This is a genomic window from Nonomuraea sp. CA-143628 (genome assembly GCF_050942315.1).
GTDB lineage: Bacteria > Actinomycetota > Actinomycetes > Streptosporangiales > Streptosporangiaceae > Nonomuraea.
This window is the reverse complement of the sequence record NZ_CP192072.1, coordinates 10203138-10228719: the sequence shown is the minus strand read 5'-3', so window position 1 is coordinate 10228719 and position 25582 is coordinate 10203138. Positions and strand designations below refer to the sequence as shown.

The following is a 25582-nucleotide window of genomic DNA, read 5'->3' as shown; positions in this document are numbered from 1 at the left end:
GCGCGGGTGGAGTGATAGCTGGCCGCCAACGCGACGGCCTCGACCCCCAGCTCCGCGAGGCGCGAAGGGGCCGACGGGTCGCCGACGATGTCCCAGGGGTAGGCGTAGGCCACGTTCACCAGCGCGGTCTCCTCGCAGAGAAAGCAGGCTCGAAGCGCTGCATATAGGTGGTGTCGTCGCGCTCGGTGATTCCGCACGCGAGATACTGCTCATGCATCACAGCCAGGGCGTCCCGGTCCAGTTCGATGCCGAGACCGGGCCCGTCGGGCACGGTTACGGCGCCGTCCACGAACCGCAATGCGCCCGGCGCGACTACGTCCTGCCCGTTCTGCCATGGCGTGTGGGTGTCGCAGGCGTGGGTGAGGTTCGGCGTGGCGGCGGCCAGGTGGGTCATCGCGGCCAGGCTGATCCCAAGGTGCGAGTTGGAATGCATGGACAGCTCGAGCCCGAACGTGTCACACAGTGCGGCGATATGCGAGGAACGTACGAGTCCGCCCCAGTAATGGTGGTCGAGCAGCAGCACTCCGATCGCCTGGGTGGCGATGGCGGGCGGAAGGTGCTCGGGCGTCACCACGCACATGTTCGTCGCCAGAGGCATCGGGACTTCGCTGGCGACCTTCGACATTCCGGGGATTCCGGGCGTGGGGTCCTCCAGATACTGCAGGCTGCCTTCGAGCGCCTGGCCTACCTGGATCGAGGTCTCGACGGTCCAAGCGGCGTTCGGGTCGAGGCGGAGGGGCACGCCCGGGAAGGCCTCCCGCAGGGCTATGATCCCCTCGACCTCTTCTTGAGGTGCGAACACGCCGCCTTTGAGCTTGATCGACGCGAAACCGTATTCCTTGATCAGCATCGACGCCTGCTCGACCAGCCCCGCCGGGTCGAGTGCCGCGCCGAACCTGTCGGGCTCGCCGCCCGGATGTCCCGCCCACTTGTAGAAGAGATAGGCGCTGTAGGGCACGGCGTCGCGTACCCGGCCGCCCAGCAGATCGAAGACCGGCACGCCAGCTGCCTTGCCTCGAATGTCCAGACAAGCCACCTCGAAGGCCGCGAACACCCGATCGATGCTCTTCTCCTGGGTCGCGGCCCCGGTCAAGCCGTGCATATCGGTCACTACGTCGCCGACGAGCGCGCTGATCCTGACATACATCTCATTCGTGGCATGTACATCCACGCCGACCAGTGCCTCGGCGCATTCGCGTACCTTGGTGAGGTGCCCCAGGTCACCGTACGTCTCGCCGAGGCCGCTCAGCCCCTCGTCGGTGACCACCTCGACGATCGTCCGCAGCGCCCAGGGTTCGTGTACGCCGGCGGCGTTCAACAGCGGCGGATCCTTGAAGGCTACGGGGGTGACGTGGATCTGCCTGATGATCATATGACCGCCGTCCATATATGTGAACAAGTGCCAGGTTTGTGGACAGGTTGTCGCAACTGTAAGAATCAATATGAAGAAGTGTCAAGACTCCGAAGGGCCATTCGATGATCTACGGACACAACCCCAGGACCGGCGAGACCGTGGGCAGCGCCCTGCCTGAAACCGACCGCGCCGGGGTCGACATGGTTGTTTCCGCCGCGGCCGCCGCAGGTGCGGCCTGGCGGGCGACTCCCGCCGCCGAGCGGGCCGAGGCGCTGGAGGCCGTCGCTGACGCTCTCACCGCGAAGGTGGACGAGCTGTGGCAGACCGCCGACAGTGAGACGGCGCTGGGAGAGGTGCGGCTGCGCGGCGAGGTTGCTCGTACGGCCGGCCAGTTCCGGCTTTTCGCTCAGGTGATCAGGGATGGTGGCTACCTCGACGCCATCGTCGACCACGCCGACCCCTCGGCCACCCCGCCCAGGCCCGACGTGCGCCGGATGAAGCAGCCGCTGGCCGGCGTGGTCGCGGTGTTCGCGGCGAGCAACTTCCCGTTCGCGTTCTCCGTAGCGGGTGGCGACACCGCATCGGCGCTGGCCGCCGGTTGCGCGGTCGTGGTGAAGGCGCATCCGGGCCACCCCAACACCTCTGAGCAGGTCGCTCGCATCGTCCGCAAGGCCCTGCCGTACCCCGACCTGCTGGGGCTGGTGCAGGGCATGCAGGCGGGCGCCGACCTGGTGCAGCACCCGCGCGTGGTCGCGGCCGGGTTCACCGGGTCGGTCCCGGGCGGCAAGGCTATCCAGGGGCTGATCGACCAGCGAGAGGTGCCGATCCCGTTCTTCGGGGAGTTGGGCAGCGTCAACCCGGTCGTCGTACTGCCGTCCGCGCCCATGGCGGAGGTGGCCACCGGGTTCGCTACGTCGTTGACGATGGGGGTCGGGCAGTTCTGTACGAATCCCGGGCTGATGTTCGTGCCCGAAGACGATGAGCTGCGCAAGGCGCTGACCGCGGCCGTAGAGGGGACCAGCGGCGGGCCGATGCTGGGCGAGCGGATCAGGGATGGCTACCTGGGCGGGCTGCGGCGACTCGGCGAGCTGCCGGTGCTGGCCGAGGGCAAGGCGGGAGAGGGTAGCTTGGCCGTCACGCCCACGGTGTTCACCACGGATCTCGACTCGTTCGCGGCGAAGTTGCCGGGCATCAACGAGGAGTGCTTCGGTCCGGCGTCGATCGTCGTGACTTATCGCGAAATTTCGGACCTGCGGGCCGTGCTGGAGCGGCTGGAAGGGTCGCTGACGGCCACTGTGCACGCCACCGACCCCAGCGAGGCCGGTGAGGTCGCCGAGGTGCTCGGGCGTAAGGCCGGGCGGCTGATCTGGAACGGGTGGCCCACCGGGGTGGCGGTGTGCTGGGCGATGCATCACGGCGGTCCCTGGCCGGCTTCGACGTCGGCAGCGCACACGTCGGTCGGCGCGACGGCCATCGACCGGTGGCTGGTGCCGACGGCGTACCAGGACTGGCCGGGTGAGTTGCTTCCGGAGGAGCTCAGGGACGACAACCCGCTGGGTGTCCCGCGACGGGTGGACGGCGTGCTGGGGCGTTAGTCAGGGACGGGATGTGGCAGGGACGCGCCCTGGTATGGGCGCGACCTGCTGTCTGGGTGGTGCGGCACAGACGGGCTGTGGTGTGAGCGCGTTTTGCTGTGTGGGTGGTGTGGCGGGGGCGGGTCCTGGTCTGGGGGTGGAGGGGCGCGTCTTGCTGTCTGGTGGTGCGGCGGGGGCGGGCTGTGGTGTGAGCGCGTCTTGCTGTCTGGGTGGTTTAGCGGAGACAGGCCCTGGCCTGGGGTGGAAGGGCGCGTCTTGCAAAGGCCGGTCAGGCTCCGGCGATCTCCAAGCCGATGGCCAGGATGCGCTCCAGCTCCCGCAGGTCCTCCGCAGAGGGGTCGACCAGCGGAGCCCGTACGCCACCGACCGCCAACCCACGCAACCGCACCCCCGCCTTGACCAGCGAGACCGCGTACCCTGGCACCCGGTCCCGTAGCTCCACCAGCGGCAGGTAGAAGTCGGTGAGCAGTCGTTGCACCAGCACCTCGTCGTCCCCGGTCACCGCCTTGTGGAAGGCCAGCGCGATCTCCGGTGCGAAGGCGAAGACGGCGCTGGAGTACAGCGTCACGCCCAGCCCTCGGTAGGCGGGGACGGTCAGTTCGGCGGTGGGCAGGCCGTTGAAGAAGGTGAACTCCCGGTCCGTAGACCGCCGTACGGTCAGGATGATGCGCTGGAGCAGGTCGAAGTCGCCGAGTCCGTCTTTGAAGCCGATGATTTCGGGCAGTTGGGCCAGCTCGGCCACCGCCGAGGGGGAGAAGCGGGCGGTGGCGCGGTGATAGATGATGACGGGCAGCCCGCCGGCTGAAGCCACTTCACGCACGTAGCGGACCAGGCCGTCCGGGGGAGCGGTTACCAGGTAGGGGGGCATCAGCAGCAGGCCGTCGGCCCCGTTGTCCGCCGCCGCGCGGGCGAACGCCTTGGCAGTGGGCAGTGGGCCGCCGGCGCCCGAGAACACCGGGACCCGGCCGCCTACGGCCTGCACTGACGTGGCCACGACCTTGGTGTAGTCGGCGACGTCGAGTGCGTTGAACTCGCCTGTGCCGCACGCGGTGAACACTCCTCCGGCTCCGGCGGCGACCCCATTGGCGACGTGCTCGGCCATTGTCTGCTCGGCTATGTCGCCGTCAGCGCCATAAGGGGTCACGGGAAAGAAGAGAACACCATCTAGCCGCATCAACAATCCTTCCTAGCGGATGAGCGGATAAGCGGAAGCCGAGGAACCCGAAGCGGATGTGCGGGCGAGCCCGAAGCGGATGTGCGGGCCCGAAGCGGATGTGCGGGCGAGCCCGAAGCGGATGCGCGGGGGAGCAGATGTGCGGGTGGGTGGATGCGGATCGGTGAATCCGGGTGGGGTCCAAGCAGAGGCGGATGTGGATGTGCGGGGGCGTGGATGGGGTGGGTGGATCCGGGTGGGCCCGCAACTGAAGCGGATGCGTGGGGGAGGGGATGCGGATCGGTGGATCCGGGTGGGGTCCAAGCGGAAGCGGAAGCGGAAGCGGATGTGCGAGGGCGTGCATGTGGGTCAGTGGATCCGAGGGGACCCGCAACTGAAGCGGACATGCGGGGAAGGGGATGCGGATCAGCGCCTGCGGGGCAGCGCGAAGCTGAAGTGGATGAGCCCAAAGTGGCAGCGGACGAGCGGTGGCATGGCTGCGGCTCAGCGGCGGATGCGGGTGAGCCCGAAACTGAAGCGGATGAGCTCGGAGCGGCAGTGGACGAGCGGGGGACCGGATACGGATCAGCGGAAGCGGATGACCCGCAGCCGATCAGCGGATGCCCTCCCGGCGAAGCGTGGCAGCCAGCTTCCGCGTATGCCTGGTCACCGCGTCCGTGACCTTCTCGATCTCGGCCGGTGCCAGGCCCGCCGGCATCGAGCAGCTGATCGCGTCCGTGGCGGGGATCCGGTAGTCGACCGCCACCGCCACGCAGGCCACGCCCGGTGTGCCCTGTTCGCGTTCGTAGGCCCAGCCCCGGGTGCGTACCTGGTCCAGTTCCCCGATCAGCTTGGCCGGGTCGGTGAAGGTGTGTTCGGTGATCGGTGTCAGCGGGTCCGGCAGCAGGGCCGCGACCTCGTCGTCGGTGAGCTGGGCGAGCAGCACTTGGCCGAGCGCTGTGACGTGGGCGGGGAGCCGCCGGCCCACCCTCGGGATCACGTGGTGTGCCTCCCGCGACTCCCTGGTCGCCAGGTAGAGGACGTGTGCCTCGTCGCGGCGGGCGAAATGTGCGGTCTGGCCGGTCTCCGCGCGCAGGTCCTCCAGCGTCTCCTGGGCCAGGGGCAGGGCGGGGTCCTTGTCGAGGTACGCGGTGCCGGTCAGCAGGGCGTGCGGCCCGATGCCGAAGGCCGATCTGGCGGAGTCGGTCTCGACCCAGTTCAGCTCGACCAGGGTGCGCATCAGGGCGTGCAGGGAGCTGCGCGGAAAGCCCGTGTGCTGCTGGAGCTCCGACAGTGTCAGGGTCTCGTGGGAGGCGGCCAGAGTCTCGAGGATGCGGACCGTCCGCTCGGCGGACTTGACTAGCTGGGGCTCCATACTCATCCCATCTTGACAGAGGCTTCAGAGTGTCAGCATATGGGATTCCATCCAGATACATGGACAGATACATGGACGCCTAACCCTTGATGGCGCCGCTGGTCAGGCCGCGCATGAACTGCCGTTGGAAGGCCAGGAACGCGATGATCGACGGCAGCAGCGCGAGCAGTGATGCCGCGAGCAGTACGCCGATGCCGACCTCCTCGTCGGAGCGCAGCGAGCGGAGCGCGATGGGCAGGGTCCACATGCTGGACTCGGGCGCCACGATCAGCGGGAGCAGATACTGATCCCAGATCATGGTGAAGCCGAAGACGCCGATGACGCCGAGCGCGGGCCGGCACAGCGGCAGGATGATGCCGAAGAAGATGCGCAGTTCGCCCGCGCCGTCGATGCGCGCGGCCTCCTCCAGTTCGACCGGCACTTCTTTCATGAACTCGGTCATGACCAGGATGGAGAAGCCCCAGGCGCCCACCGGAAGGATCATGCCCGCGTACGTACCGATGAGATCGGCGTGGATGATGGGCATGTCGGCGAGCACCAGCGAGAGCGGGATCGCGATGATCTCCTCGGGCAGCATCATCGTCGCCAGCATGATCAGCATCACGAACGCCATGCCCCTGAACTTCTTGCGCGCGAGCGCGTAGGCGGCGAAGACGCTGACGAGCATCTGGAGCAGCAGCCCGAACCCGACCACCACGAACGAGTTGAACAGGTAGTGGTAGACGTTCTTGTTGCCGGCCTGGATGAAGTTCTCCAGGGTGAAGTCGTCGGGCCAGAGCGAGAACCTGGTCGGGTCGAGCGTCTTGCTGAAGGCGCTGACCAGCAGTCCGACGAGCGGCCCGGTGAAGACGACCACCATGAAGGTGTAGACCAGGATCTTGCCGACAGTGGCCAGGGGACCCCGCCTGGACTCCAGGCCGAGTGCGCTGTCGAATCTCATCATGCGTTCTGCCTCCTGCGCATGATCTGGGTCAGCACCGTGAGCAGCAGGGTCACCGCGAACAGCACGATCCCGCCGGCCGACGCGATGCCCAGCTCACCTTTCTGGAATCCGAGCTTGTAGATCAACGTCATCAGCACCTCGGTCGATCCGTTCGGCCCGCCGTTCGTCAGCACGTACACCTCGACGAAGACGCGTATGCCGCGGATGGCGGCGAGGGTGAACAGGATCCAGAACACCGGGCGCAGCGCGGGCAGCGTGATGTGCCGCAGCCGGTGCCAGGTGGTGGCGCCGTCGACGGCGGCGGCCTCGTACAGCGTGCGGTCCACGCCGACCAGCCCGGCCAGGAAGATCATCATGTCGTACGGCGTGCCGCGCCATATGCTCATGCCCATGATCGACAGCAGCGAGGAGTGCTCGCTGGCCAGGAAGGGCTGTGGGTCCAGGCTGATCCAGCCGAGAATGGTGTTGATCATGCCGCTGTCGGCGGGGTGGTACATGATCCGCCAGACCTCGGCCACGGCCGCCATCGTGGTCACCACCGGCAGGAACGCCGCGGTCCTGATGAACCACAGATAGCGTGCCGGACCCTCGATGAGCAGCGCGAACATCAGGCCGAGGAGGAGCGAGCCCGCGGTCGTGCCCAGGGCCAGCACGATGCTGTGCCAGATGGCCGAGACGAAGGCGTCGTCGGTCATGATCGTGGCGTAGTTGTCGAGGCCCACCCATCGATCACCGACGTAGCGGACCTCGAAGAAGCTCATCCGCAGGCCCTCGAACATGGGGATGAACTTGAAGAACAGGAACAGCAGCAAGGCCGGCGACAGGAACGCCCACGCAAGGAGGGTCCCCCGCCGCCGCATCCGCTTTGGACGGCGGCGGGGGGTCTCCGTGCGGCTCCGCGCCTGGGTGAGCGTCGGAGTCATGATGCTTTCTGGGTCTGCAGTTCCTGGGTGAGTTTGGTGCTCAGGGTGTCCATCGCCGTCTTGACGTTGGCTGAGCAGTCGGCCCACACCGTGTTGATGGAGTCGGCGGAGTCCTGGCGGATCGGCGCCCAGTTCGGCACCGGCGGCGCGTAGACCGCGTTGGCGTAGGCCTCCTGGAACACCTTCCAGCGCGGATCCTGGCGTTCGGCGGCCATGTCGACCTGGGAGTTCACCGGCAGGCGGACGATGGCGCCGTTGGCGTCCTTGTTCATGCCGATGCGCTGGCCGTCGGGGGAGACCGCGAACTCGGCGAACTTCTTCTGGCCCTCGACGTTGTCGGAGCCGGCCATCTGGTAGACGTTCTCGCCCTCACCGAGGGTGCCGGGGCCGCCCGACGGGCCCTTGGGCACCGGTACGACCTCGATCTTGTCGGTCCCGATGCTCTTGACGAACCTGGCGAGCACGTACGGGCCGACCAGGTAGATGCCGCCCTGCCCCTTCTCGAACACCTCGTGGGTGACGGTCGTGTCGTTGCTGACCGCGCCTGGATTGACGGTCTTGGCCTTGCAGAACTGGTCCTGCAGGTACTGGACCGCCTCCACGGTCTTGGGGTCGTTCACGAGAGGGCTGAACTTGCCGCCGCCGTTGGCCTTCACGAAGTCGCCGCCGTTGGCGTAGATCAGCGAGGAGGCGTACCAGGAGGCGTAGCCGCGCTTGGTGCCCGCGGGGATCACGAAGCCGGCCGTGTCCTTCTGGCCGTTGCCGTCCGGGTCCTTGTCGGTGAAGGCCGCGGCCAGCTTGGCCAGGTCGTCCCAGGTCTTGGGCGGCTCCATGCCGACCTTCTCCCGCCAGTCCTTGCGGATGATCAGGGCGAAGGCCTGGGCGGAGAACGGCGTGCCGTAGTACTTGCCGTCGGAGCCCTGAGCGGCCTTCCAGGCCTGCTCCGACACCTTGTCGCCGCCGGCCAGCTTGGCCTTGTCGACCTCCATCAGCCAGCCCTGCGTGTGCATGTTGCCGAGTTGGGCCGTGTCGTTGATGACGATGTCGGGTAGCTTCTTCTGAGCTGCCTGCTGTTGAAGCTTCGTCTCGAAGTCGTCGAAGAGCGCGACGACTTTCGTTTTGATACCGCTGGCCTTCGTGAACGCTTCGGCCAGTTTCACGGCCGTTTTCGCGGAGTCGGAATCGGGCGCCTGCCTGATCCAGATCTCCAACGCGTTGTCCGAACTTGATCCCCCGGAGCCGCAGCCTGTCAGCGTTACGGCCAGGGCCGTCGCAATCGCGGCCCCGAGCAGCTGGCGTGACATCAGACCGCCTCCCGTTCACATATATGGACACCTGTCGCAGACGTGGAGCCTGTCCGTGTGAACGTAACGAGTGACGTAGGTCACGGTCAATATTCAGGAATGTGAATTTGGACCAGAGTTGTGTACAACAATGAGCCATATGCGCATTCTCATGACCGGCGCCGCCGGCAAGGTCGGCACGCTGCTCCGCCCCCGCCTCGCCCGTGACGGGCGTACGCTGCGCCTATCCGACCTCCACCCGCTGGAGACCGCGCCCGGCGAGGAGATGGTGACGGCCGACCTCGCCGACGAGGCGGCCATGGCGGAGGCGATGAAGGGCGTCGACGCGGTGATCCACCTGGGCGGCCAGAGCCGGGAGCATCCGTGGGCCGACATCGTGCGGGCCAACATGGACGGCGTGCACGTCCTGCTCGAGGCCGCGCGGCGGGAGGGCGTCGAGCATCTCGTGCTGATGGGCAGCCATCACGCGGCCGGCTTCCACACCCGCCCGGCCGATGGCGCGAAGTTGCCCGACTACGCCTTCCCCCGGCCCGACACCTTCTACGGCGTGAGCAAGGTCGTCATGGAGGCCCTCGGCAGCCTCTATCACGACAGGTTCGGCATGAACGTGACCGTGATCCGGCTGGGCACCTGCAACGAGGCTTCGGGCGACACTCGCGGCCTGGCCACCTGGATCTCCCCTGACGACCTCGCCCGCCTGGTGGAGGCCGCGCTGACCGCGCCCGGCTATCACGTCGTCTGGGGCGTCTCCGACAACGCGCGCCGCTGGTGGTCGCTGGAGGAGGCCCGGTCGATCGGGTACGTCTCGCAGGACGATTCGGAGGGCCAGGCCGCCGCGCTGATCGCCGAGCAGGGCGAGCCCGATCTGAGCCAGCCGCTGCATGACCGCGCGGGCGGCGTCTTCACGCTGAAGGACCTCGGAGGCAAGTGGTAGGACGTTTCGCCAGCGTGACGCCCTCATAAAGTGCTGTGCAACCGGTTGTATTCAGCCACCAAACATTCATCCGACCCTTTGCTCTCGACCATTCACTGAACTGGCAGAACATAGATCACGATATATCGATAACAGCTATGTAACGCCTGCAAAGGGTTGACGAAACTTTTGGCACACCTATAGGAAGGCGCTATCCCATCCCGCCGAGCCGGGCAAGCCCTGATACGAGGGGTGCATGAATGTCTGTAACCCCGGACAGCGCGGTCGCGACCGTGCCACCACGCGCGCAACCGCCCGGTGGGCGTCGCCGCATCTCACCCGTTAACGCTCACAAACGGCGTGAGGCCCGGACGGCCTACGTCTTCCTCGCGCCATGGTTCATCGGCCTGTTCGTCATCACCATAGGCCCGATCCTGGCGTCGCTCTACCTGTCGTTCACCGACTACAACCTGCTCGAAGCGGCCAAGTGGGTCGGGTGGGACAACTACAGCAAGCTTTTCACCGTCGACACGCGGTTCCTCACCTCGCTGAAGGTGACCACGATCTACGTGGTCGTGTCGGTGCCGCTACAGCTGGCCTTCGCGCTCGCGCTGGCGCTGGCGCTCGACCGGGGACTGCGCGGTCTGTCGTTCTACCGTTCGATCTACTACCTGCCGTCCCTGCTCGGTGGCAGCGTGGCGATCGCCATCCTCTGGCGCAAGCTCTTCGGCAGTGACGGTCTGGTCAACTCCGTGCTGGACGTCTTCGGCATCCAGGGCGCCGGCTGGGTCTCCGACCCCGACACCGCGCTGGGGACCCTGATCCTCCTGCACGTCTGGACGTTCGGCGCGCCCATGGTGATCTTCCTGGCCGGACTGCGGCAGATCCCGCAGAGCTACTACGAGGCGGCGGCTGTCGACGGGGCGAGCAAATTGCGGCAGTTCCGCTCGATCACGCTGCCCCTGCTCACCCCGATTATCTTCTTCAACCTCGTACTCGAAGTGATCAAGTCGTTCCAGTCCTTCACCCAGTCGTTCATCGTCAGCAGCGGCACCGGCGGACCGGTCGACTCCACGCTCTTCTACACGCTCTACCTCTACCTGAAGGGCTTCAAGAGCTACGACATGGGTTACGCGGCAGCCATGGCCTGGGTGCTGCTGCTCATCATCGCCGGACTGACCGGCGTCAACTTCCTCGCGTCGAAGTATTGGGTCTTCTATGGCGACACCAAGTAAGGCCGTCCCGCTGCTGTTCCGCCCGCTTCCGCGGGGCAGTCGGCTGCTCAAGCACCTCCTGCTGATCGGGTTCGGCCTGGTCATGCTCTATCCGCTGCTCTGGATGGTGTCCAGCTCACTCAAGCCCGAGGAGCTCATCTTCCGCGAGCCCGGCCTGTGGCCGAGCACCTTCACGCTGGAGAATTACAGCGACGGCTGGACCTCGCTCAAGCACTCCTTCGGCTACTACCTGTGGAACTCCGCCGTCCTTACGGGCTTGACCGTGGTGGCGAATCTGGTCGCCTGCTCGCTGGCCGCGTACGCCTTCGCCCGGCTGGACTTCCCGCTGAAGAAGCTCTGGTTCGCGGTCATGCTCGGCTCGATCATGCTGCCGTACCACGTGACGGTCGTGCCGCAGTACATCGTGTTCTCCAAGCTCGACTGGATCAACACGATCTGGCCGCTGATCGTGCCCAAGTTCCTGGCCACGGACGCGTTCTTCATCTTCCTGATGGTCCAGTTCATCCGGACCCTGCCGAGGGAGCTGGACGAGGCCGCGGCCATCGACGGCGCGGGCTACTGGAGGGTCTTCCTCCAGGTGATTCTCCCGCTCTGCACCCCGGCGCTCGCGACGACCGGCATCTTCACTTTTATCTGGACATGGAATGACTTCTTCAGTCAGAACCTTTACCTGACAAACTCGGACAATCTCACAGTGGCCGTTGCGCTCCGCTCCTTCCTAGACTCCAGTGGCGAGTCGTCGTGGGGCCCCATGTTCGCGATGTCGATCGTGTCATTGGGGCCGATCTTCGGCTTCTTCCTTGCCGGTCAGAAATATCTGATTCGTGGTGTAGCTACCACCGGACTGAAGTAACACCCCCCGCAACTCTTCACCAGGAGGTAGAGCTGTGAAGCCTAGGATGATGTGGACCGTCGCCCTGCTGTCGGCGGCCGTCATGACGGCCGCCGCCGGCTGTGGCGGCGGTAGTGGCGACAAGGCGAGCGGCGACAAGGTCCATCTCCGCTTCTCCTACTGGGGCAGCGACGCGCGGCAGAAGCTCACCGAACAGGTCATCAAGAAGTTCGAGGAGAAGAACCCGACCATCGACGTCGAAGGCGACTTCTCCAACTGGGAGAGCTACTACGAGAAGCTGGCCACCAAGGTGGCGGCCAACGACTCGCCCGACGTCATCAGCATCGAGATCCGCGGCCTGAGCGAGTACGCCGGCCGCAACGCCCTGGCCGACCTGGCGGGCAAGGTCAACACCGCCGACCTCGACCAGCAGGTGCTCACCAGCGGCCAGGTCGACGGCAAGCAGTACGCCATCCCGAGCGGCGTCAACACCTTCTCGATGCTCGTCAACAAGTCGGCGCTGGACAAGGCCAAGCAGAAGCTGCCCGACGACAAGTCCTGGACCTGGGACGACTGGATCAACCTGGCCAAGCAGATCAGCGCGGCCGGCAACGGGGTCAACGGAGCCGAGTACAACTACAACCCCGCCTGGCTTCAGATCTTCGCGGCGCAGCGCGGCGAGAAGTTCTACGACGGCAACAAGATCGGGGTGACAGCCGACACGCTCAAGGCGTGGTGGGGCATCCACCAGCAGCTCATCCAGACCAAGGGCTCCGCCGACGCCGCCAAGAGCGCCGAACTGATCTCCGTGGGTCCCGAGCAGTCGCTGCTGGCCACCAACCTGGGCGCGATGGGCATGTGGTGGAGCAATCAGCTCAACGCCCTGTCCAAGGCGTCGGGCCAGGAACTGACCCTGATGCGGATGCCCAAGACGGCGGGCGCGACCACCGGCGGCATGTTCCTGCAGCCGTCGATGTTCTACACGGCCTCCGCCAAGTCCGACCACCCCGCGGAAGCCGGCAAGTTCATCGACTTCCTGGTCAACGACCCGGACGCGGCCTCGATCCTGCTGAGTGACCGCGGTCTGCCGACCAACGCCAAGGTGCTCGCGGCCGTCAAGGGCAAGCTGCCGGCCGTCGACCAGAAGACGCTGACCTTCATCGACGCCGTCAAGGGCGAGCTGAGCCCGATCGTCGCCCCGCCGAAGGGCGCGCTGCAGATGGAGGACATCCTCAAGCGCAACAGCGAAGAGGTCCTCTTCGGCAAGACGACACCGGACGCCGGCGCGCAGAAGTTCCTGACCGAGGCCAACGCGGCCATCGCCGGCTGAGGTCTGATCCAGGCTGGGGGCATGACAGCCCCCAGCCTCCACTCCACGACTCGGGGAGAGAAGTTGAGCACCAGGTACGCCTTCGTCGGACTCGGCCATCGCGCCCAGATGTACGTCGACGCCCTGCTGGGTGACTGGCGGGACACCGGTACGATCGTCGGCCTCTGCGACACCAACCAGACGCGCATGAACTACTACGTCGAGCGCATCGGCCGGCAGGTGCCGTGCTTCGCCCCCGACGAGTTCGGCAAGCTGCTGGAGCTGGCCGACGCCGTCGTGGTCACCACGATGGACGTGACCCACGCCCGCTATGTCGTCGCCGCGCTCGACGCGGGTCTCGACGTCATCGTGGAGAAGCCGCTCACGATCGACGCCGAAGGCTGTGAGGCCATCGCCGCCGCCGCCGAGCGTAACCCGGGCAAACTGGTGGTCACCTTCAACTACCGCTACTCCCCGCGCAACTCGGCGGTGAAGAAGCTGATCAGCGAAGGCGCGATCGGCCAGGTCACCTCGGTCCACTTCGACTGGGCGCTGGACACCATCCACGGCGCCGACTACTTCCGCCGCTGGCACCGCGACAAGGCCAACTCGGGCAGCCTGCTGGTGCACAAGTCCACCCACCATTTCGACCTGGTCAACTGGTGGCTGGCGGCGGCTCCTGAGCTCGTCTTCGCCCAGACCGACCTGCGCTTCTATGGCCAGGCTCTGCCCCGGGGCCCGCGGCCCGCCCGTGGCCAGGGCGCGCCCGGCCTCGGCACCGATCCGTTCATCCTGGACATCTCCACCGATGAGCGGCTCAAGCGGCTCTACCTGGACGCCGAGCACGAGGACGGCTACATCCGCGACCAGGACGTCTTCGGGCCGGGCGTGACGATCGACGACAACATGTCGGTCCTGGTCCGCTACGCGAACCGGGCCATGCTCACGTACTCGCTCACCGCGCACGCCCCGTACGAGGGCTACCGCGTCGTCTTCAACGGCACGGAGGGCCGGATCGAGCTGGACGTCCTCGAGCGGCCCTGGACCCCGGAGCACGCCGCGATCGACCCGAGCGCCGCGGGCAAGGAGCACATGGCCGGCGCCGGGGAGAAGCTCATCCTGCACCGGCACTGGCAGGAGCCGGAGGAGATCACCATCGAGCAGGGGGAGGGCGGTCACGGCGGCGGCGACCGGCTGCTGCTCGACGACGTCTTTCGCGGCCCGGGCGACGACCCGCTCGGGCGCCCGGCGGGTTACCGCGACGGCATCCGCAGCGTGCTGGTCGGCGTGGCCGCCACCCGCTCGGCCAGCACCGGTACGCCCGTCCGCCTGGCCGCCGACGGCACCCGCCTCGTCGGCGCCTGACCGATGCGTGAGCTGCGCCGTCTCGGGCCGTTCTCTGGGGTGATCGATGCGTGAGCTTCGCCACCTCGGACCGTTCTCCGGGCTGGCCGAGCTCGCGGAGCGCCGGTACGGCCTGTTCCCCGAGGCCGCGCCGGGCCCCGCGCTCAGGAAGGCCGCCCGCGAGGCCATCGGGACGCTCGACCTCGCCGTACAGGACGTGCGGGTCGAGCGCTCCTGGACGACGCCGGACCTCAGCGGCGAGGAGCTCTCCTGGTCGGTGGGGTTCGGCCCGCGTACCCACGCCTACCTGCTCAAGCCCCGCGACGCGGAAGGACCGCTGCCCGGCGTACTCGCGCTGCACTGCCACGCGGGTATGAAGTGGGCGGGCAAGGAGAAGATCGCGGACGGCCCCGAGCCGGCCACGCCCGAGGTGCTGCGGCTGCGCGAGCAGATCTACGGCGGCCGGGCCTACGCGAGCGAGCTGGCCAGGCGGGGCTTCGCCGTACTCGTCCCCGACGTGATCGGCTGGGGCAGCCGCCGGATCGACCCGGCGGACATGCCCGAGCGCGTGCTCGCCCAGGCGAACGACCCCGATATGTCCGAGGCGGACCGCTACGACGTCGCGGCCGGGCACCACGAGCATGTGCTGGAGAAGTACTGCACCCTGCTCGGCACCTCGCTGGCCGGCGTGGTGGCGGGCGAGGATCTCGCCGCCGCGGCCTACCTGCGCTCGCGCCCAGATGTCGGGCGGATCGGCTGCGTGGGACTGTCAGGGGGCGGCCTGCGCGCGGCGCTGCTCGGCGCGTTCGACCCCGGCATCGACGCGGTCGCCGTCGCCGCGATGGTCTCCACCTACCGCGAGCTCCTGGACGGCTACGTCGCCGGGCACACCTGGATGTTCTTCCCGCCCGGACTGTCACGCGTCTGCGACTGGCCGGCGCTGGTCGCCGCCCGCGCGCCCGAACCGCTCCTGGTCATGTACGGCGAGCGGGACCAGCTGTTCCCGCCGGCCGGGATGTGCGCGGCGCACGAGGCCATCGCGCGCCGCCACCCGGACGGCGGTTACGAGGGGGTCTTCTTCGACGCCCCGCACGCCTTCGACGTCCCCATGCAGGAGCACGCCTTCACCTGGCTGGAGCGCCACCTCGGCGGCTAGCCCGGCCGCCTTCACCTGGCTAGACAGGCACCTCAGCGGCCAGCCCGGCCGCTTCGGCGGCGGACAGGCGCCCGTCGGCGACGACCACGGACACGCCCCTGGTCAGCTCGTCCTCGAAGACCAGCGGCGTGTCCCAGGCCAGCGCGGTGCCCACACCGGGATACTGCGCCACCCTGACGAACCACGGGTCGTCCCCCGCCCGGACGAACACCAGCGTCCAGTCCTCGCCCGCCAGCGCCAGCCAGGGCGCCCGGGAGCCGTGGACCTGCTCCTCGCCCTCCTCGGACGTGGTGAACACCCGCAACCCCCGCGACCCCGCCGGCGCCCGCCAGAAGAAGCCGCCATAGCCCGCCCCATCCCGGCCCTTGGTGGCTGAGCTTTGGATGGTCAGCGGCGCGCCCGTGAGGTTGCGCAGGGTGAAGCCGAAGTCCAGCGCCCAGCCCCGCGACAGCGGGACGGCCCGGACGGTCCGCTCCTCACGCACCACCGGCTCTTCGTCCGGCCGCTGCCACAGCAGGGTCTCGGCGAAACCCGAGGAATCGCGCCCGGTGAACGACACATGCCGCTGGATCCCGTGGTCGTCCAGCCACTGAGGCCCCTGGTCCCTGACGAACGTCCGGCCGCCCCAGAAGTTGCGCCCCCCGACATCGGTGACGGCCACGCCGGCGCCGAGGTGGTGCGGATGGTCCGCGGGCTGCAACTCGGTGACCACCGTGCCGCCCAGCGTGCGGACCGGGTGGAGATAGGGCCGCGGGGCCGCGGTGATCGGCAGGTCGGGCCGCGTGACGTACTCGGCCACCACCTGGTCGGCCACCATCAGCGGCACGGCCCAGCTCACGCCCAGTTCGGAGAAGAGCTCCAGCCGCTCCGCGCAGGACTCGACCACCTGGGCGATGCCGGGCAGCACCGGCCCATCACCGGACGGGTCCTGGTGGTCCCGGGAGATCGGCAGCGGATCGGGCGCGACCCTGATGGCCTCCAGGACCTCCATGAACGCCCCGGTCCGGTGGATCGGCACGATCAGCCCGGCTCCGGTGCGTACGTGCTCGGCGAGGTTCTCCAGCAGGTCGGCCCGGGGGAAGCGGCGTACGGGGCCATCGCCGACGCGGACCTCGTCCACCGTGTACGTGAACGTGATCGTGCCCCGTTCACCATGAACGACCACGTACGGCTCGTCCCGCCCGGTGGCGCAGAGCGTCACGGCGGCCACGATCGGCGGCCCGTCCGCCAGGTGGACGCGGATGGCCGAGGTGTCGTCCGACTCGATGGCGTTGGCGTGGAACAGCTCCGCCTCGACCGACGTGACCGCGCCGCGCTCCTCGGCGCCCGCCACGGCCAGGGCGGTGGCGACGGCGTGCGCGAACGGGTTGGTCAGAGCGCCGTCCACGATGTCCACGCCGTCGAGCCGGCGCCGTCCCGACCAGGAGCTGCGGGTGAAGTAGGAGGCGGGCCGCGGCCACGCCCCCGCCACCCCGATGCCGGTCACACGGCCGATCGTGTCCTCGGCGATCAGCCGGCGCACCTCCGGCAGGGCCGCGGACGCGAGGCTCTGGAAGCCCACCTGGCAGGCGAGACCGGCCTCGGCGGCGGACTGCTCCATGCGCTCGAAGTCGGCGAGCGTGGCCGCCGTCGGCTTCTCCACCAGCACGTGCGCGCCGGCCGCCAGAGCCGCCAGCGTCAGGTCCGCGTGCGTCGGGATCGGGGTCGCCAGGATGGCGATCTTCGCGCCGGTCCGCTTGATCAGCTCGGGCAGGTCGGTGGAGAACTCCGGCGTGCCGAGCCCGTCGAGGTCTTCGGGGGAGACCGGCCGCACGTCGCAGACGCCCGCCAGCTCGATCTGGCCGGCCAGCTTCCGCAGCCGGTTGAGGTAGTGGGCGCCGAACCCGTGTGCTCCGGCGAGTACGACCCGCATGGTCATCTCCAGTGGAGGCCGAGCCCCCGGTGCTCACCGACGCGCACCTTCGCGTCGCTCACTTGGACGGGATACGGCTCGGCCAGCAGCCCCAGTGCGGCGAACGAGGCGTCCTCGACCTCCTCGGCCATGCACGGCAGCGGCAGAGCCAGCGCGAGCTGGGCCGACAGGTCGGGCAGCAGGTGCGGGTAGACCGGTACGTCGAACGTCCGGGCCAGCTCCGTGATGCGCAAGAACGGGGTGATTCCCCCCACCCTGACCACATTGGGCTGCACGATGTCGCAGGCCCCCGCCGTCAGCAGGTCGCGGAAGCCGTAGACGGTGTAGACGTTCTCGCCGACCGCGATGGGCACGTCCACGGACCGCCGCAGCTCCACGTGCGCGGCGACGTCGTCGGCGGGCAGCGGCTCCTCCAGCCAGTGCAGGTCGTACGGGGCCAGCGCCTCGACGGCGCGGCGGGCCCGGTGCAGGTCCCAGCGCTGGTTGGCGTCGATCATCAGCAGTGTGCCGGGGCCGACGACTTCGCGGACCGCGGCCACCCGCTCGACGTCCTCGGCGAGGTCGGGCCGGCCCACCTTCATCTTGATCCCGGGATAGCCCGCGGCCTTCCACCGCTCGGCCTGGGCGACCAGCTCCTCCAGCGAGTAGTGCAGGTTCACCCCGCTGCCGTAGACCGGCACCGTGTCCCTGCGCCGCCCCAGTACGTCGGCCAGGCCGCGCTCGCCGCAGCGCAGATCCCACAGCGCCAGGTCGACCCCGGCCAGCGCGACGGTGGTGATCCCGCCGGGCCCGGCCTCGCGCAGGTGCCGCCAGAGCCGGTCCCACACCACCTCGGGGTGCGGGTCCAGGCCGATGACGGCCTCGCGGATGTCGTTCTCCAGCAGCGCCTGTACGGCCCGCGCCCCGATCTGCGGCGTCCAGGAGAAACCGGTGCCCGTGCGGCCGTCGTCGAGCGTGAGCTCCACGACCATGACGTGGTTGACGGGCACGTCCGGCCCCCACGGCCTGGACAACTCGGCGGTGTGAGCGCTCACTTTCAGGTCACGGATCATGAGACGCCTGCCAGCGACCGCCCGTGTTCGATCAGGGCCTTCAGCTCGGCCACGTGCTCGGGCGAGGCGTCGACCAGGGGCGGGCGCACCGGGCCCGCGTCCAGGCCGCCGAGTCGTACGCCGGCCTTGACCAGGGAGACGGCGTAGCCGGGGACCTTGGAGCGCAGCCGTACGAGCGGCTCGTAGAACTCGGTGAGCAGGTGGTCGGCGCCGTTCAGGAACGCGGTGGCGATCTCCGGCGCGAAGGCGAAGACGGCGGAGGAGTAGAGCTCCACGCCGATGCCCCGATAGGCGCCCATCGTCAGCTCGGCCGTCGGCAGCCCGTTGAAGAACCTGAACTCCTCGCCGATCTCCCTGCGCACCGCCAGGACCGTGCGCTGGATGAGGTCGATGTCGCCCAGGCCGTCCTTGAGTCCGATCACGCCCGGGATCCTGGCCAGCGCCACGACCTGCTCGGGGGTGGGCGCCACCGCGTCACGCTGGTAGATGATGACCGGCAGGATCGCGGCGACCGCGCGTACGTAGGCGGTGAACCCCTCGCTGGGGCCCTTGGCCAGGTAAGGGGGCATGAGCAGCAGGCCGTCGGCGCCCGCCTCGCGGGCCGCGCGGGCCTGGCCGAGCGCCGCGCCGAGCGGGCCGCCGGCGCCCGCGAACACCGGCACCCGGCCGGCCGTGGTCTCGACGGCGACCCGGACGGCCACGGCGTGCTCCGCCTCCGACAGCGCGGCGAACTCACCCGTGCCGCAGGCCGCGAACACCGCGCCAGGGCGGTGTTGGAGCCCGCGCCTGATGTGCTCGGCCAGCACCTCCTCGGCCAGCCCGTGGTCGGGGTCGAAGGGGGTCACGGGGAAGAAGAGGACTCCGCTGAGGTTCATCCGTTCTCCAGTTCGGTGTGCCACGAGCGCTTGGGCGTCCAGCCCAGCATCCGCCCGGCTTTGGCGGAGGTGAAGGCGGGAGAGGTCCCGGTGAGGTGCGCGGCCGCGGCGGCGGTCGAGGGGATGACGGCGGGGAGCAGCTCCGCCAGGGGCTCGCGGGCCAGCGCGTCGGCCGCCCCCGCGAAGAACACCTCGCCGTTGGGCAGGTCGGGCAGGCGCTCGAGGAGCACCGAGATCAGGTCGGAGGCGTCCCTGGCGTCCAGGTAGTTGAACAGCGAGGCCCCGGCGATGTCCGGCCGGTCCAGCCGTTCGACGATCGTGTGGCCCGACTGGGTGGGCGCGCCCGACCACTCCTCGGGAGCCACCACGAAGCACGGCCGCACCGCCGCGAACCGTGTCTCCGAGCTGCGCGCGAACGACGCCATCGTCTGCTCGGCCACGACCTTGGACAGGTTGTAGGCGTTCCACGGCGCGACGGGGTGCTCCTCGTCGATAGGCAGATAGCTGGGCGTCCAGCCGCCGGGCGCGCCGTAGCCGATGACGGTCGGGCTGCTGGCGACGACCACCTTGCCGACCCCGGTGCTGCTCGCGGCCGCGCACACGTTGAAGGCGAGCTGGGTGTTGGTACGGAAGGTCAGCCCGTCGGTACGGCTGAACGGGGTCGCGATGGCGGCCAGGTGGATCACGGCGTCGGGCCGGAAGCGGGCCATGACGTCGTACGCCTCGCCCAGGTTCGTCAGGTCGGCGGGCAGGGTGACCGCGGCCTCGGGGGGAGTGCCCGGTGTGACGTCGATGCCGATCACCTCATGACCGGCCTGAGCCAATGAGGCGACCACGCTGCGCCCTAGCCGGCCGGCGCTGCCGGTCACCAGTGTTCGTGTCATCGGTCGTTCACCACTCCTGCTTGGGATACGGCAACCGGTTGCAGAAAGTATCGAGGCGGGGCCGGGAGAACGTCAAGCGGCATGGCCTTCTCTCCCCAGGCGGTCTGGCCATATGAAGAGATATGGTGGGGATTTAGGTGAAAAATCCGGCGGGGATGGCTGATTGACAGTGATACAAACGATTGCACTAAAGTACTAGGTACGGTCGGAGGAGGCCAAGCGTGGCGGTGACGATTCGTGACGTGGCTGAGGCGTCGGGCGTGCATGTTTCCACGGTGTCCCGGGCGTTCTCCGCGCCCCACCTGGTCAATCCCGAGACGCGCACCCGCGTGCTCGCCATCGCCGAGGATCTCGGCTACCGGCCCAATCGCGCCGCGCGGGCGCTGACCACGGGCCGCACCCACAACATCGGCCTCATCGTGGCCGACATCGCCAACCCCTTCTTCCCGCCGCTGATCAAGGCCGCCCAGGCGCAGGCCAGGCTCCGCGACTACCACGTGTTCGTGGCCGACACCGACGAGGACCCGCAGGTGGAGGAGGATCTGATCCAGACCCTCACCAAGCAGGTCGACGGCGTGCTGCTGTGCAGCCCGCGCCTGACGAACCGGACGATAGAGCGGCTGCGCGAGGAGGTGCCGTTCGTCGTGGTCAACCGCCGGGCCAAGGGCATGCCGACCGTGCTCATGGACGTGGGCCGCGGGGCCAGGCAGGCCGTCGAGCACCTCACCGCGCTCGGGCACCGGCGCATCGCGCTGGTCACCGGGCCCAGCGGGTCGTGGACCAGCAAGGAGATGCAGGAGGCGGCCGCCGCGATGAACGATGTGGACGTCGTCTTCCTCGGCCCCAACCCGCCGACGGAGCTGGGCGGCCTGGCGGCGGCCACCGACGTCATCGCCTCGGGCGCGACGGGCGTGCTGGCCTACAACGACCTGGTCGCCATCGGCCTCATCGAGGGGCTCGCCGAGCGGGGCAAGAGCGTCCCCGGCGACGTCAGCGTGATCGGCGTGGACGACATCGTGCCGGGCCGGCTGAGCCGCCCGAAGCTGACCACGATCGCGATGCCCACCGCCGCCGCCGGCCGCATCGCCGTAGACCTGCTGCTCCAGTCGGTCGACTCGGCGGCCACCGCCGCCGCCACGATGCTGGAGACGGCCCTGATCGTCCGCGAGTCCACGGGAAAGGCACACAGATGATGTTCGGAACGCTGCCGTCGGGTGAACAGGTCGAGCGCGTCGAGCTGTCCTCGGGACGGCTGCGCGCGAGCGTGCTCACGTACGGCGCCATTCTGCAGTCGCTGGAGGTGTCCGGCGTCAACGTGGTGCTCGGACTGCCCACGCTGGAGGACTATCTCACCCGCAGCCGCTACTTCGGCGCCGTCGTCGGCAGATACGGCAACCGCATAGCCGGCGGCCGCTTCACCCTCGACGACGTCGAACACCGTCTGCCGCTCAACAACGGGCCCAACAGCCTGCACGGCGGTAACCGCGGCTTCGACCGCAAGGTGTGGACGGTCTCCGAGGCCACCGACTCCTCCGTGACGCTCACGCTGACCAGCCCCGACGGCGACCAGGGCTATCCGGGCACGCTGACCGCCTCGGTCACCTACACGCTCGAGGACGACGCCCTGCGCCTGGACTACACGGCCGAGACCGACGCGCCGACCGTCGTCAACCTCACCAACCACTCCTACTTCAACCTGGCCGGCAGTGGTGACGTGCTCGGGCACGTGATCCAGATGGACGCCGAGCACTACCTGCCCGTCGACGAGGACAAGATCCCCACGGGCGAGCCGGCGCCGGTCAAGGGCACGGAGTTCGACTTCACCACGCCGCACGCGGTGGGCGAGCGCTACGACGGCGGCTACGACCACTGCTTCGTGCTCGACGGCGGCATCCGGGTGACCGAGCCGGTCGGTGGCCTGACCATGGAGGTCACGACCACCGAGCCGGGGGTCCAGTTCTACGCGGGCGGCATGCTGGACGGCGTCGCCACGCCGTACGGACCGCACGCGGGTCTGTGCCTGGAGACGCAACACTTCCCCGACTCGCCCAACCAGCCGCAGTTCCCCTCGACGGTGCTCAGGCCGGGCGAGACCCGCACCTCCACGACCTCCTACCGGTTCACCACCTGACCGCCTGCTGCCCGCAGCGCGGTCGTGGCGCGGAGCACCAGGAGCGCCACGTCGTCGTTCGACGGCTCGGTGGCGAACGACTCGACCGCCTGCCGGATCCGCTCGGCCACGGCGTGCGCGCTCAGCCCCGAGCAGCCCGACAGGATCGCGGTCAGCCCGTCGTCGTCATCGAGCAGCCGGTTGCCGTCGCGCCGCTCGGTGACGCCGTCGGTGACGCACAGCAGCAGCTCCTCGGGCAGCAGCTCGAACGTCTCGGTGTAGAACCGCGCGTCGCCGTCGATGCCCAGCAGCAGCTGCGAGGTGGCGACGGGCTGGACCTCGCCGTTGGCGCGCAGCAGCAGGGGCGGGGGATGGCCCGCCGAGGCGAGCGTGCACAGCGCGCCGCCCTGGGGCAGCGGCGTCAGCTCGCCGCAGAGCAGGCTGAGGAAGCGGCCGTCCTCGCCCTCGTCGAGCAGCGTCTGGTTGAGCCGGTCGAGGATGTCGGACACGGTGTAGTTCTCCTTGGCCAGCAGCCGTACGGCGTGGCGGGCCAGCCCGGTCACCGCGGCGGCCTCCGGACCGCTGCCGCAGACGTCGCCGAGGGCGAAGCACCAGTGGTCGCCGACGGTGAACAGGTCGTAGAAATCGCCGCCGACGTGCGCGCCCTCTTCGGCGGGCTCGTAGACGACCGCCGACTCCAGCCCCGGCATCGGCGCGACCCGCATGGGCAGCAGGCTGCGCTGCAGCACCCGTGACGTGGTCGCCTGCCGCGAGTAGAGCATGGCCGTGTGCAGGTTGAGCGCCACCAGGCGGCACAGGTCGGCGAGCAGGTCGGCCAGCTCCAGCGGAAGGGTCGGCTCGACGCGCCCGATCACCAGCGCGCCGTGCGAGCGGCCCTGGGTGAGCAGCGGGAACGACAGCACGCTCTCCGGCCCGACCGGCCAGGTCACCTCGCCCAGCGCCGAGCGCGGGATGACGGGCAGGGCCTGGCGCAGGTCGGCGTTGTGGCGTTCCTCGCTGTGCCACACGTGCGCGAGCCTGGTCATGCCCGCCAGGTCGGTCAGGTAGACCGCCGCCCAGGTGGCGATCTTGGGTACGACCAGCTGGGCCGTCAGAGCCGCGATCAGCTCCTCGTCGTGCACGCCCGCCAGCAGCTCGCCGGCCTCCGCGAGGAACGACAGCCGGCCCCGGTGCGCCCGGTCCCGCTCGGCCAGCCGCTCGCGCTGCACGGTCACCGCCACCTGGTCCGCGATGTGCTGCAGGCTCGCGGTGAGCGCCTGGTCGAACCGGCCGGGCTCGGCGGCGGTCGCCACGAGGTAGCCGGTCACCTCGCCCGCCACCACGAGCGGCGCGCACGCCAGCGACCTGGCCTGGAGCCGCTGGGCCAGCTCGACGTCGGTGGCCAGCAGGTCGTCGAACATCACCGGCGCCTGCCGCTCCACGCCGAACACGCCCGCGGCCACCACCCCCACCAGCCCCGCCGTCGCCCCGGTGCCCGCCGCGACGCCGAACCGGTTGCCGCCCTCTGCTCGTACCAGCACATAGGCGGCGTCGGCCGCGCTGGACAGCTGGACGATCTGCGCGACGGTGTCGAGCAACTCGTCCAGCGGCATGTCGTGGTCGAGCAGGTCCTTGATGCGGCCGCCCTGCTCCCGCTTGAGCGGGGCGGGCGGGGAGGCCAGGACATAGCGGTGGTCGCTGGACACCACAATCCAGATCGACCGGCGATCCTGCGCGCGGCCGTCGGTGCGCAGGTGGGAGATGTAGACCGGGAGCAGGTCCCCGTCGCGGTGCCGCATCCTGGACTCGCCGCGCCAGCGGCCCAGGCCGAGCGTGTCCGACAGCGACAGCGCGCACGGGCCGTGCCTGCGCCAGGCGACCAGGTCCGCCAGCGGCTCGCCGACGACCTGGGCGGCGGACCAGCCGAGCAGTGCCTCCGCCTCGGCGTTCCAGGTGACGATCCGGCCGTCGAGGTCGCTCACGATGACGGCGACGTGCAGGGTCTCCGTGGAGGCCGCGATCGAGGCGGCCTTCGTGGCGGGGATGCCGGAGGCGCTCTCGTGGCCGCACCCCTTGTCGAGCTCCATGCGGACCCAGACGCGCTTGGCGGCGCCCGTGTACGTGACGCCCCAGGCGTCGGCGAGCATGCCCGCCAGCGCCAGACCGCGCCCGCTCGTGGCCATGCCATCGGGCGGCGGCGACTCGGCGGCCGGCACGATCAGGGTCGGGTGATGGTCGTCGACCTCGATCTCCAGCCTGGTCGGGACGGCGTTCGGGTCGAGCCGGCAGGTCAGCTCCAGCCCCGTGCCCGCGTGCACCACGGCGTTGGTGACGAGTTCGCTCGTCAGCAGCACGGCGTCTTCGGTCAGGTGGCTCAGTTGCCATTCGCCGAGCACCTGACGTACGAAGCGCCGCGCGGCCGCGGGGGCCTGCGGGGTGCCGTCGAAGGCCGTGCTCGACACGCGGGTCGTGTCCACTATGCGTCCTAGAACATCACTCGATGTGGCAGTTCGGTCACTCTCAGAGTGGCAGACTGGACGGCTCCAATACCCCCCAGTTGCAAAGAAGGCCCTCCATGGTCGTGCTTTTGGACCCCCTGGAGGTGAGGTATGGGCGGGTCTCAGGTGGTCTCGGGGGAGAAGGAAGGTTGTGATGAATCGCCAGGTGAAGATCTTGCTGGTCGACCACAACGACGAGAGCCTGGTCGCACTTGAGGCGGTCTTACGCCCGCTTCAGCAGCAGCTGTTCAAGGCCAGGTCGGGGCAGGAGGCCATGAAGCTGATGCTCCGCCACGACTTCGCGGTGGTGCTGCTCGACGTGCTCATGCCCGGCACGGACGGCATGGACGGTTTCGAGACGGCGACGCACATCAAGCGGTTCGACCAGGCGCGTGAAGTGCCCATCATCTTCTTGACCGGCACCGAGCCGGGATCCGGCGCCGCGTTCCGGGGTTACGCCGTGGGGGCGGTCGACTACATCGCCAAGCCGTTCGATCCGTGGGTGGTGCGGTCCAAGGTCGCGGTCTTCGCCGAGTTGTTCCGCAAGAACGCGGTGCTGCGCGAGCAGACGGCCCTGCTGGGCGACCTCGTGCGGAACGACGTGGCGCGGTCGAGGAACGCGCGGGTGCTGTGCGGATTGTCCGAGCGGCTCGGCGCCATCGAGGCGCGGCTCGGCGAACTGGCCGGCTCCTGCGCCGGCGACGAGACTTTGAGGGAAGCGATCAAGGACATGGCCGAGCTGGTCGCCGGCATGCAGGCCGCCTTCGACACGGTTCGAATGTGACGGCTCCGGGGTAAGAGAGCTTTCGCACGCC

Annotated in this window: 21 protein-coding genes; 10 read left to right on the top strand and 11 right to left on the bottom strand. The window is 68.9% G+C overall.

What is annotated here, in order from left to right; genetic code table 11:
- Positions 1–115 precede the first annotated feature (115 nt).
- Positions 116–1318 (bottom strand): enolase C-terminal domain-like protein, encoded by a 1203-nt coding sequence (locus ACQP2T_RS46295; RefSeq protein ID WP_433511198.1) that lies wholly within the window; start codon positions 1316–1318, stop codon positions 116–118.
- Between the two features lie 158 nt (positions 1319–1476).
- Here ACQP2T_RS46295 and ACQP2T_RS46290 point away from each other — a divergent pair, with 158 nt between their 5' ends.
- Positions 1477–2949 (top strand): aldehyde dehydrogenase (NADP(+)), encoded by a 1473-nt coding sequence (locus ACQP2T_RS46290; protein ID WP_433511197.1) that lies wholly within the window; start codon positions 1477–1479, stop codon positions 2947–2949.
- Between the two features lie 268 nt (positions 2950–3217).
- Here the strand turns inward: ACQP2T_RS46290 and ACQP2T_RS46285 are convergent, their stop codons facing one another.
- From ACQP2T_RS46285 to ACQP2T_RS46265, 5 genes are all read right to left on the bottom strand, one after another.
- Positions 3218–4123 (bottom strand): 5-dehydro-4-deoxyglucarate dehydratase, encoded by a 906-nt coding sequence (locus ACQP2T_RS46285; protein ID WP_433511196.1) that lies wholly within the window; start codon positions 4121–4123, stop codon positions 3218–3220.
- 592 nt (positions 4124–4715) lie between these two features.
- Entirely contained in the window at positions 4716–5477 is a 762-nt protein-coding gene (locus tag ACQP2T_RS46280) for an IclR family transcriptional regulator (protein ID WP_364006382.1), read from the bottom strand.
- Between the two features lie 79 nt (positions 5478–5556).
- The gene (locus tag ACQP2T_RS46275; RefSeq protein WP_433511195.1) at positions 5557–6420 is read right to left on the bottom strand and encodes a carbohydrate ABC transporter permease; all 864 of its coding nucleotides are present in this window, start codon (positions 6418–6420) and stop codon (positions 5557–5559) included.
- Positions 6417–7343, bottom strand: coding sequence for a carbohydrate ABC transporter permease (locus ACQP2T_RS46270; RefSeq protein ID WP_433511194.1), 927 nt, complete (start codon positions 7341–7343; stop codon positions 6417–6419). Before ACQP2T_RS46270 ends, ACQP2T_RS46275 begins: the two co-directional genes overlap by 4 nt.
- Positions 7340–8647, bottom strand: a complete 1308-nt coding sequence (locus ACQP2T_RS46265) for a sugar ABC transporter substrate-binding protein (protein ID WP_433511193.1) — start codon at positions 8645–8647, stop codon at positions 7340–7342. Before ACQP2T_RS46265 ends, ACQP2T_RS46270 begins: the two co-directional genes overlap by 4 nt.
- 139 nt (positions 8648–8786) lie before the next feature.
- Between ACQP2T_RS46265 and ACQP2T_RS46260 the strand changes: the two genes are divergently transcribed.
- The 6 genes from ACQP2T_RS46260 to ACQP2T_RS46235 all read left to right on the top strand — a co-directional run bounded on the left by ACQP2T_RS46260 (position 8787) and on the right by ACQP2T_RS46235 (position 15436).
- The gene (locus ACQP2T_RS46260; protein ID WP_433511192.1) at positions 8787–9581 is read left to right on the top strand and encodes an NAD-dependent epimerase/dehydratase family protein; all 795 of its coding nucleotides are present in this window, start codon (positions 8787–8789) and stop codon (positions 9579–9581) included.
- A gap of 239 nt (positions 9582–9820) precedes the next feature.
- Positions 9821–10795, top strand: a complete 975-nt coding sequence (locus tag ACQP2T_RS46255) for a carbohydrate ABC transporter permease (RefSeq protein ID WP_433511191.1) — start codon at positions 9821–9823, stop codon at positions 10793–10795.
- Positions 10779–11648 carry a carbohydrate ABC transporter permease gene (locus ACQP2T_RS46250; RefSeq protein ID WP_433511190.1) on the top strand — a complete coding sequence of 290 codons (870 nt, stop codon included), beginning with the start codon at positions 10779–10781 and terminating at the stop codon, positions 11646–11648. The genes ACQP2T_RS46255 and ACQP2T_RS46250 overlap by 17 nt, the downstream gene beginning before the upstream one ends.
- Positions 11649–11682: 34 nt before the next feature.
- The gene (locus ACQP2T_RS46245; protein ID WP_433511189.1) at positions 11683–12957 is read left to right on the top strand and encodes an ABC transporter substrate-binding protein; all 1275 of its coding nucleotides are present in this window, start codon (positions 11683–11685) and stop codon (positions 12955–12957) included.
- 21 nt (positions 12958–12978) lie between these two features.
- Positions 12979–14301 carry a Gfo/Idh/MocA family protein gene (locus ACQP2T_RS46240; protein ID WP_433511188.1) on the top strand — a complete coding sequence of 441 codons (1323 nt, stop codon included), beginning with the start codon at positions 12979–12981 and terminating at the stop codon, positions 14299–14301.
- Between the two features lie 46 nt (positions 14302–14347).
- On the top strand, positions 14348–15436 hold the full coding sequence (locus ACQP2T_RS46235; RefSeq protein WP_433511187.1) for a dienelactone hydrolase family protein: 1089 nt from the start codon (positions 14348–14350) through the stop codon (positions 15434–15436).
- Between the two features lie 19 nt (positions 15437–15455).
- Here ACQP2T_RS46235 and ACQP2T_RS46230 read toward each other — a convergent pair whose 3' ends face one another.
- From ACQP2T_RS46230 to ACQP2T_RS46215, 4 genes are read right to left on the bottom strand one after another with little or no spacing between them, the layout of a single operon-like run.
- Entirely contained in the window at positions 15456–17348 is a 1893-nt protein-coding gene (locus ACQP2T_RS46230) for a DUF6807 family protein (RefSeq protein ID WP_433511186.1), read from the bottom strand.
- Positions 17349–17350: 2 nt separating this feature from the next.
- Positions 17351–18400 (bottom strand): mandelate racemase/muconate lactonizing enzyme family protein, encoded by a 1050-nt coding sequence (locus ACQP2T_RS46225; RefSeq protein ID WP_433511185.1) that lies wholly within the window; start codon positions 18398–18400, stop codon positions 17351–17353.
- Positions 18397–19275 carry a 5-dehydro-4-deoxyglucarate dehydratase gene (locus ACQP2T_RS46220; protein WP_433511184.1) on the bottom strand — a complete coding sequence of 293 codons (879 nt, stop codon included), beginning with the start codon at positions 19273–19275 and terminating at the stop codon, positions 18397–18399. Before ACQP2T_RS46220 ends, ACQP2T_RS46225 begins: the two co-directional genes overlap by 4 nt.
- On the bottom strand, positions 19272–20159 hold the full coding sequence (locus ACQP2T_RS46215) for an NAD-dependent epimerase/dehydratase family protein (protein WP_433511183.1): 888 nt from the start codon (positions 20157–20159) through the stop codon (positions 19272–19274). Before ACQP2T_RS46215 ends, ACQP2T_RS46220 begins: the two co-directional genes overlap by 4 nt.
- Before the next feature lie 221 nt (positions 20160–20380).
- Between ACQP2T_RS46215 and ACQP2T_RS46210 the strand changes: the two genes are divergently transcribed.
- Both ACQP2T_RS46210 and ACQP2T_RS46205 read left to right on the top strand, forming a co-directional pair.
- Positions 20381–21352, top strand: coding sequence for a LacI family DNA-binding transcriptional regulator (locus ACQP2T_RS46210; protein ID WP_357656179.1), 972 nt, complete (start codon positions 20381–20383; stop codon positions 21350–21352).
- Positions 21349–22290: an aldose epimerase family protein gene (locus ACQP2T_RS46205; RefSeq protein WP_433511182.1), complete on the top strand. Its 942-nt coding sequence runs from the start codon at positions 21349–21351 to the stop codon at positions 22288–22290. Before ACQP2T_RS46210 ends, ACQP2T_RS46205 begins: the two co-directional genes overlap by 4 nt.
- Here ACQP2T_RS46205 and ACQP2T_RS46200 read toward each other — a convergent pair.
- The gene (locus tag ACQP2T_RS46200; protein ID WP_433511181.1) at positions 22272–24746 is read right to left on the bottom strand and encodes a SpoIIE family protein phosphatase; all 2475 of its coding nucleotides are present in this window, start codon (positions 24744–24746) and stop codon (positions 22272–22274) included. The genes ACQP2T_RS46205 and ACQP2T_RS46200 overlap by 19 nt on opposite strands.
- 175 nt (positions 24747–24921) lie before the next feature.
- Here ACQP2T_RS46200 and ACQP2T_RS46195 point away from each other — a divergent pair, with 175 nt between their 5' ends.
- Positions 24922–25551 carry a response regulator gene (locus ACQP2T_RS46195; protein WP_433511180.1) on the top strand — a complete coding sequence of 210 codons (630 nt, stop codon included), beginning with the start codon at positions 24922–24924 and terminating at the stop codon, positions 25549–25551.
- Positions 25552–25582: the final 31 nt, after the last annotated feature.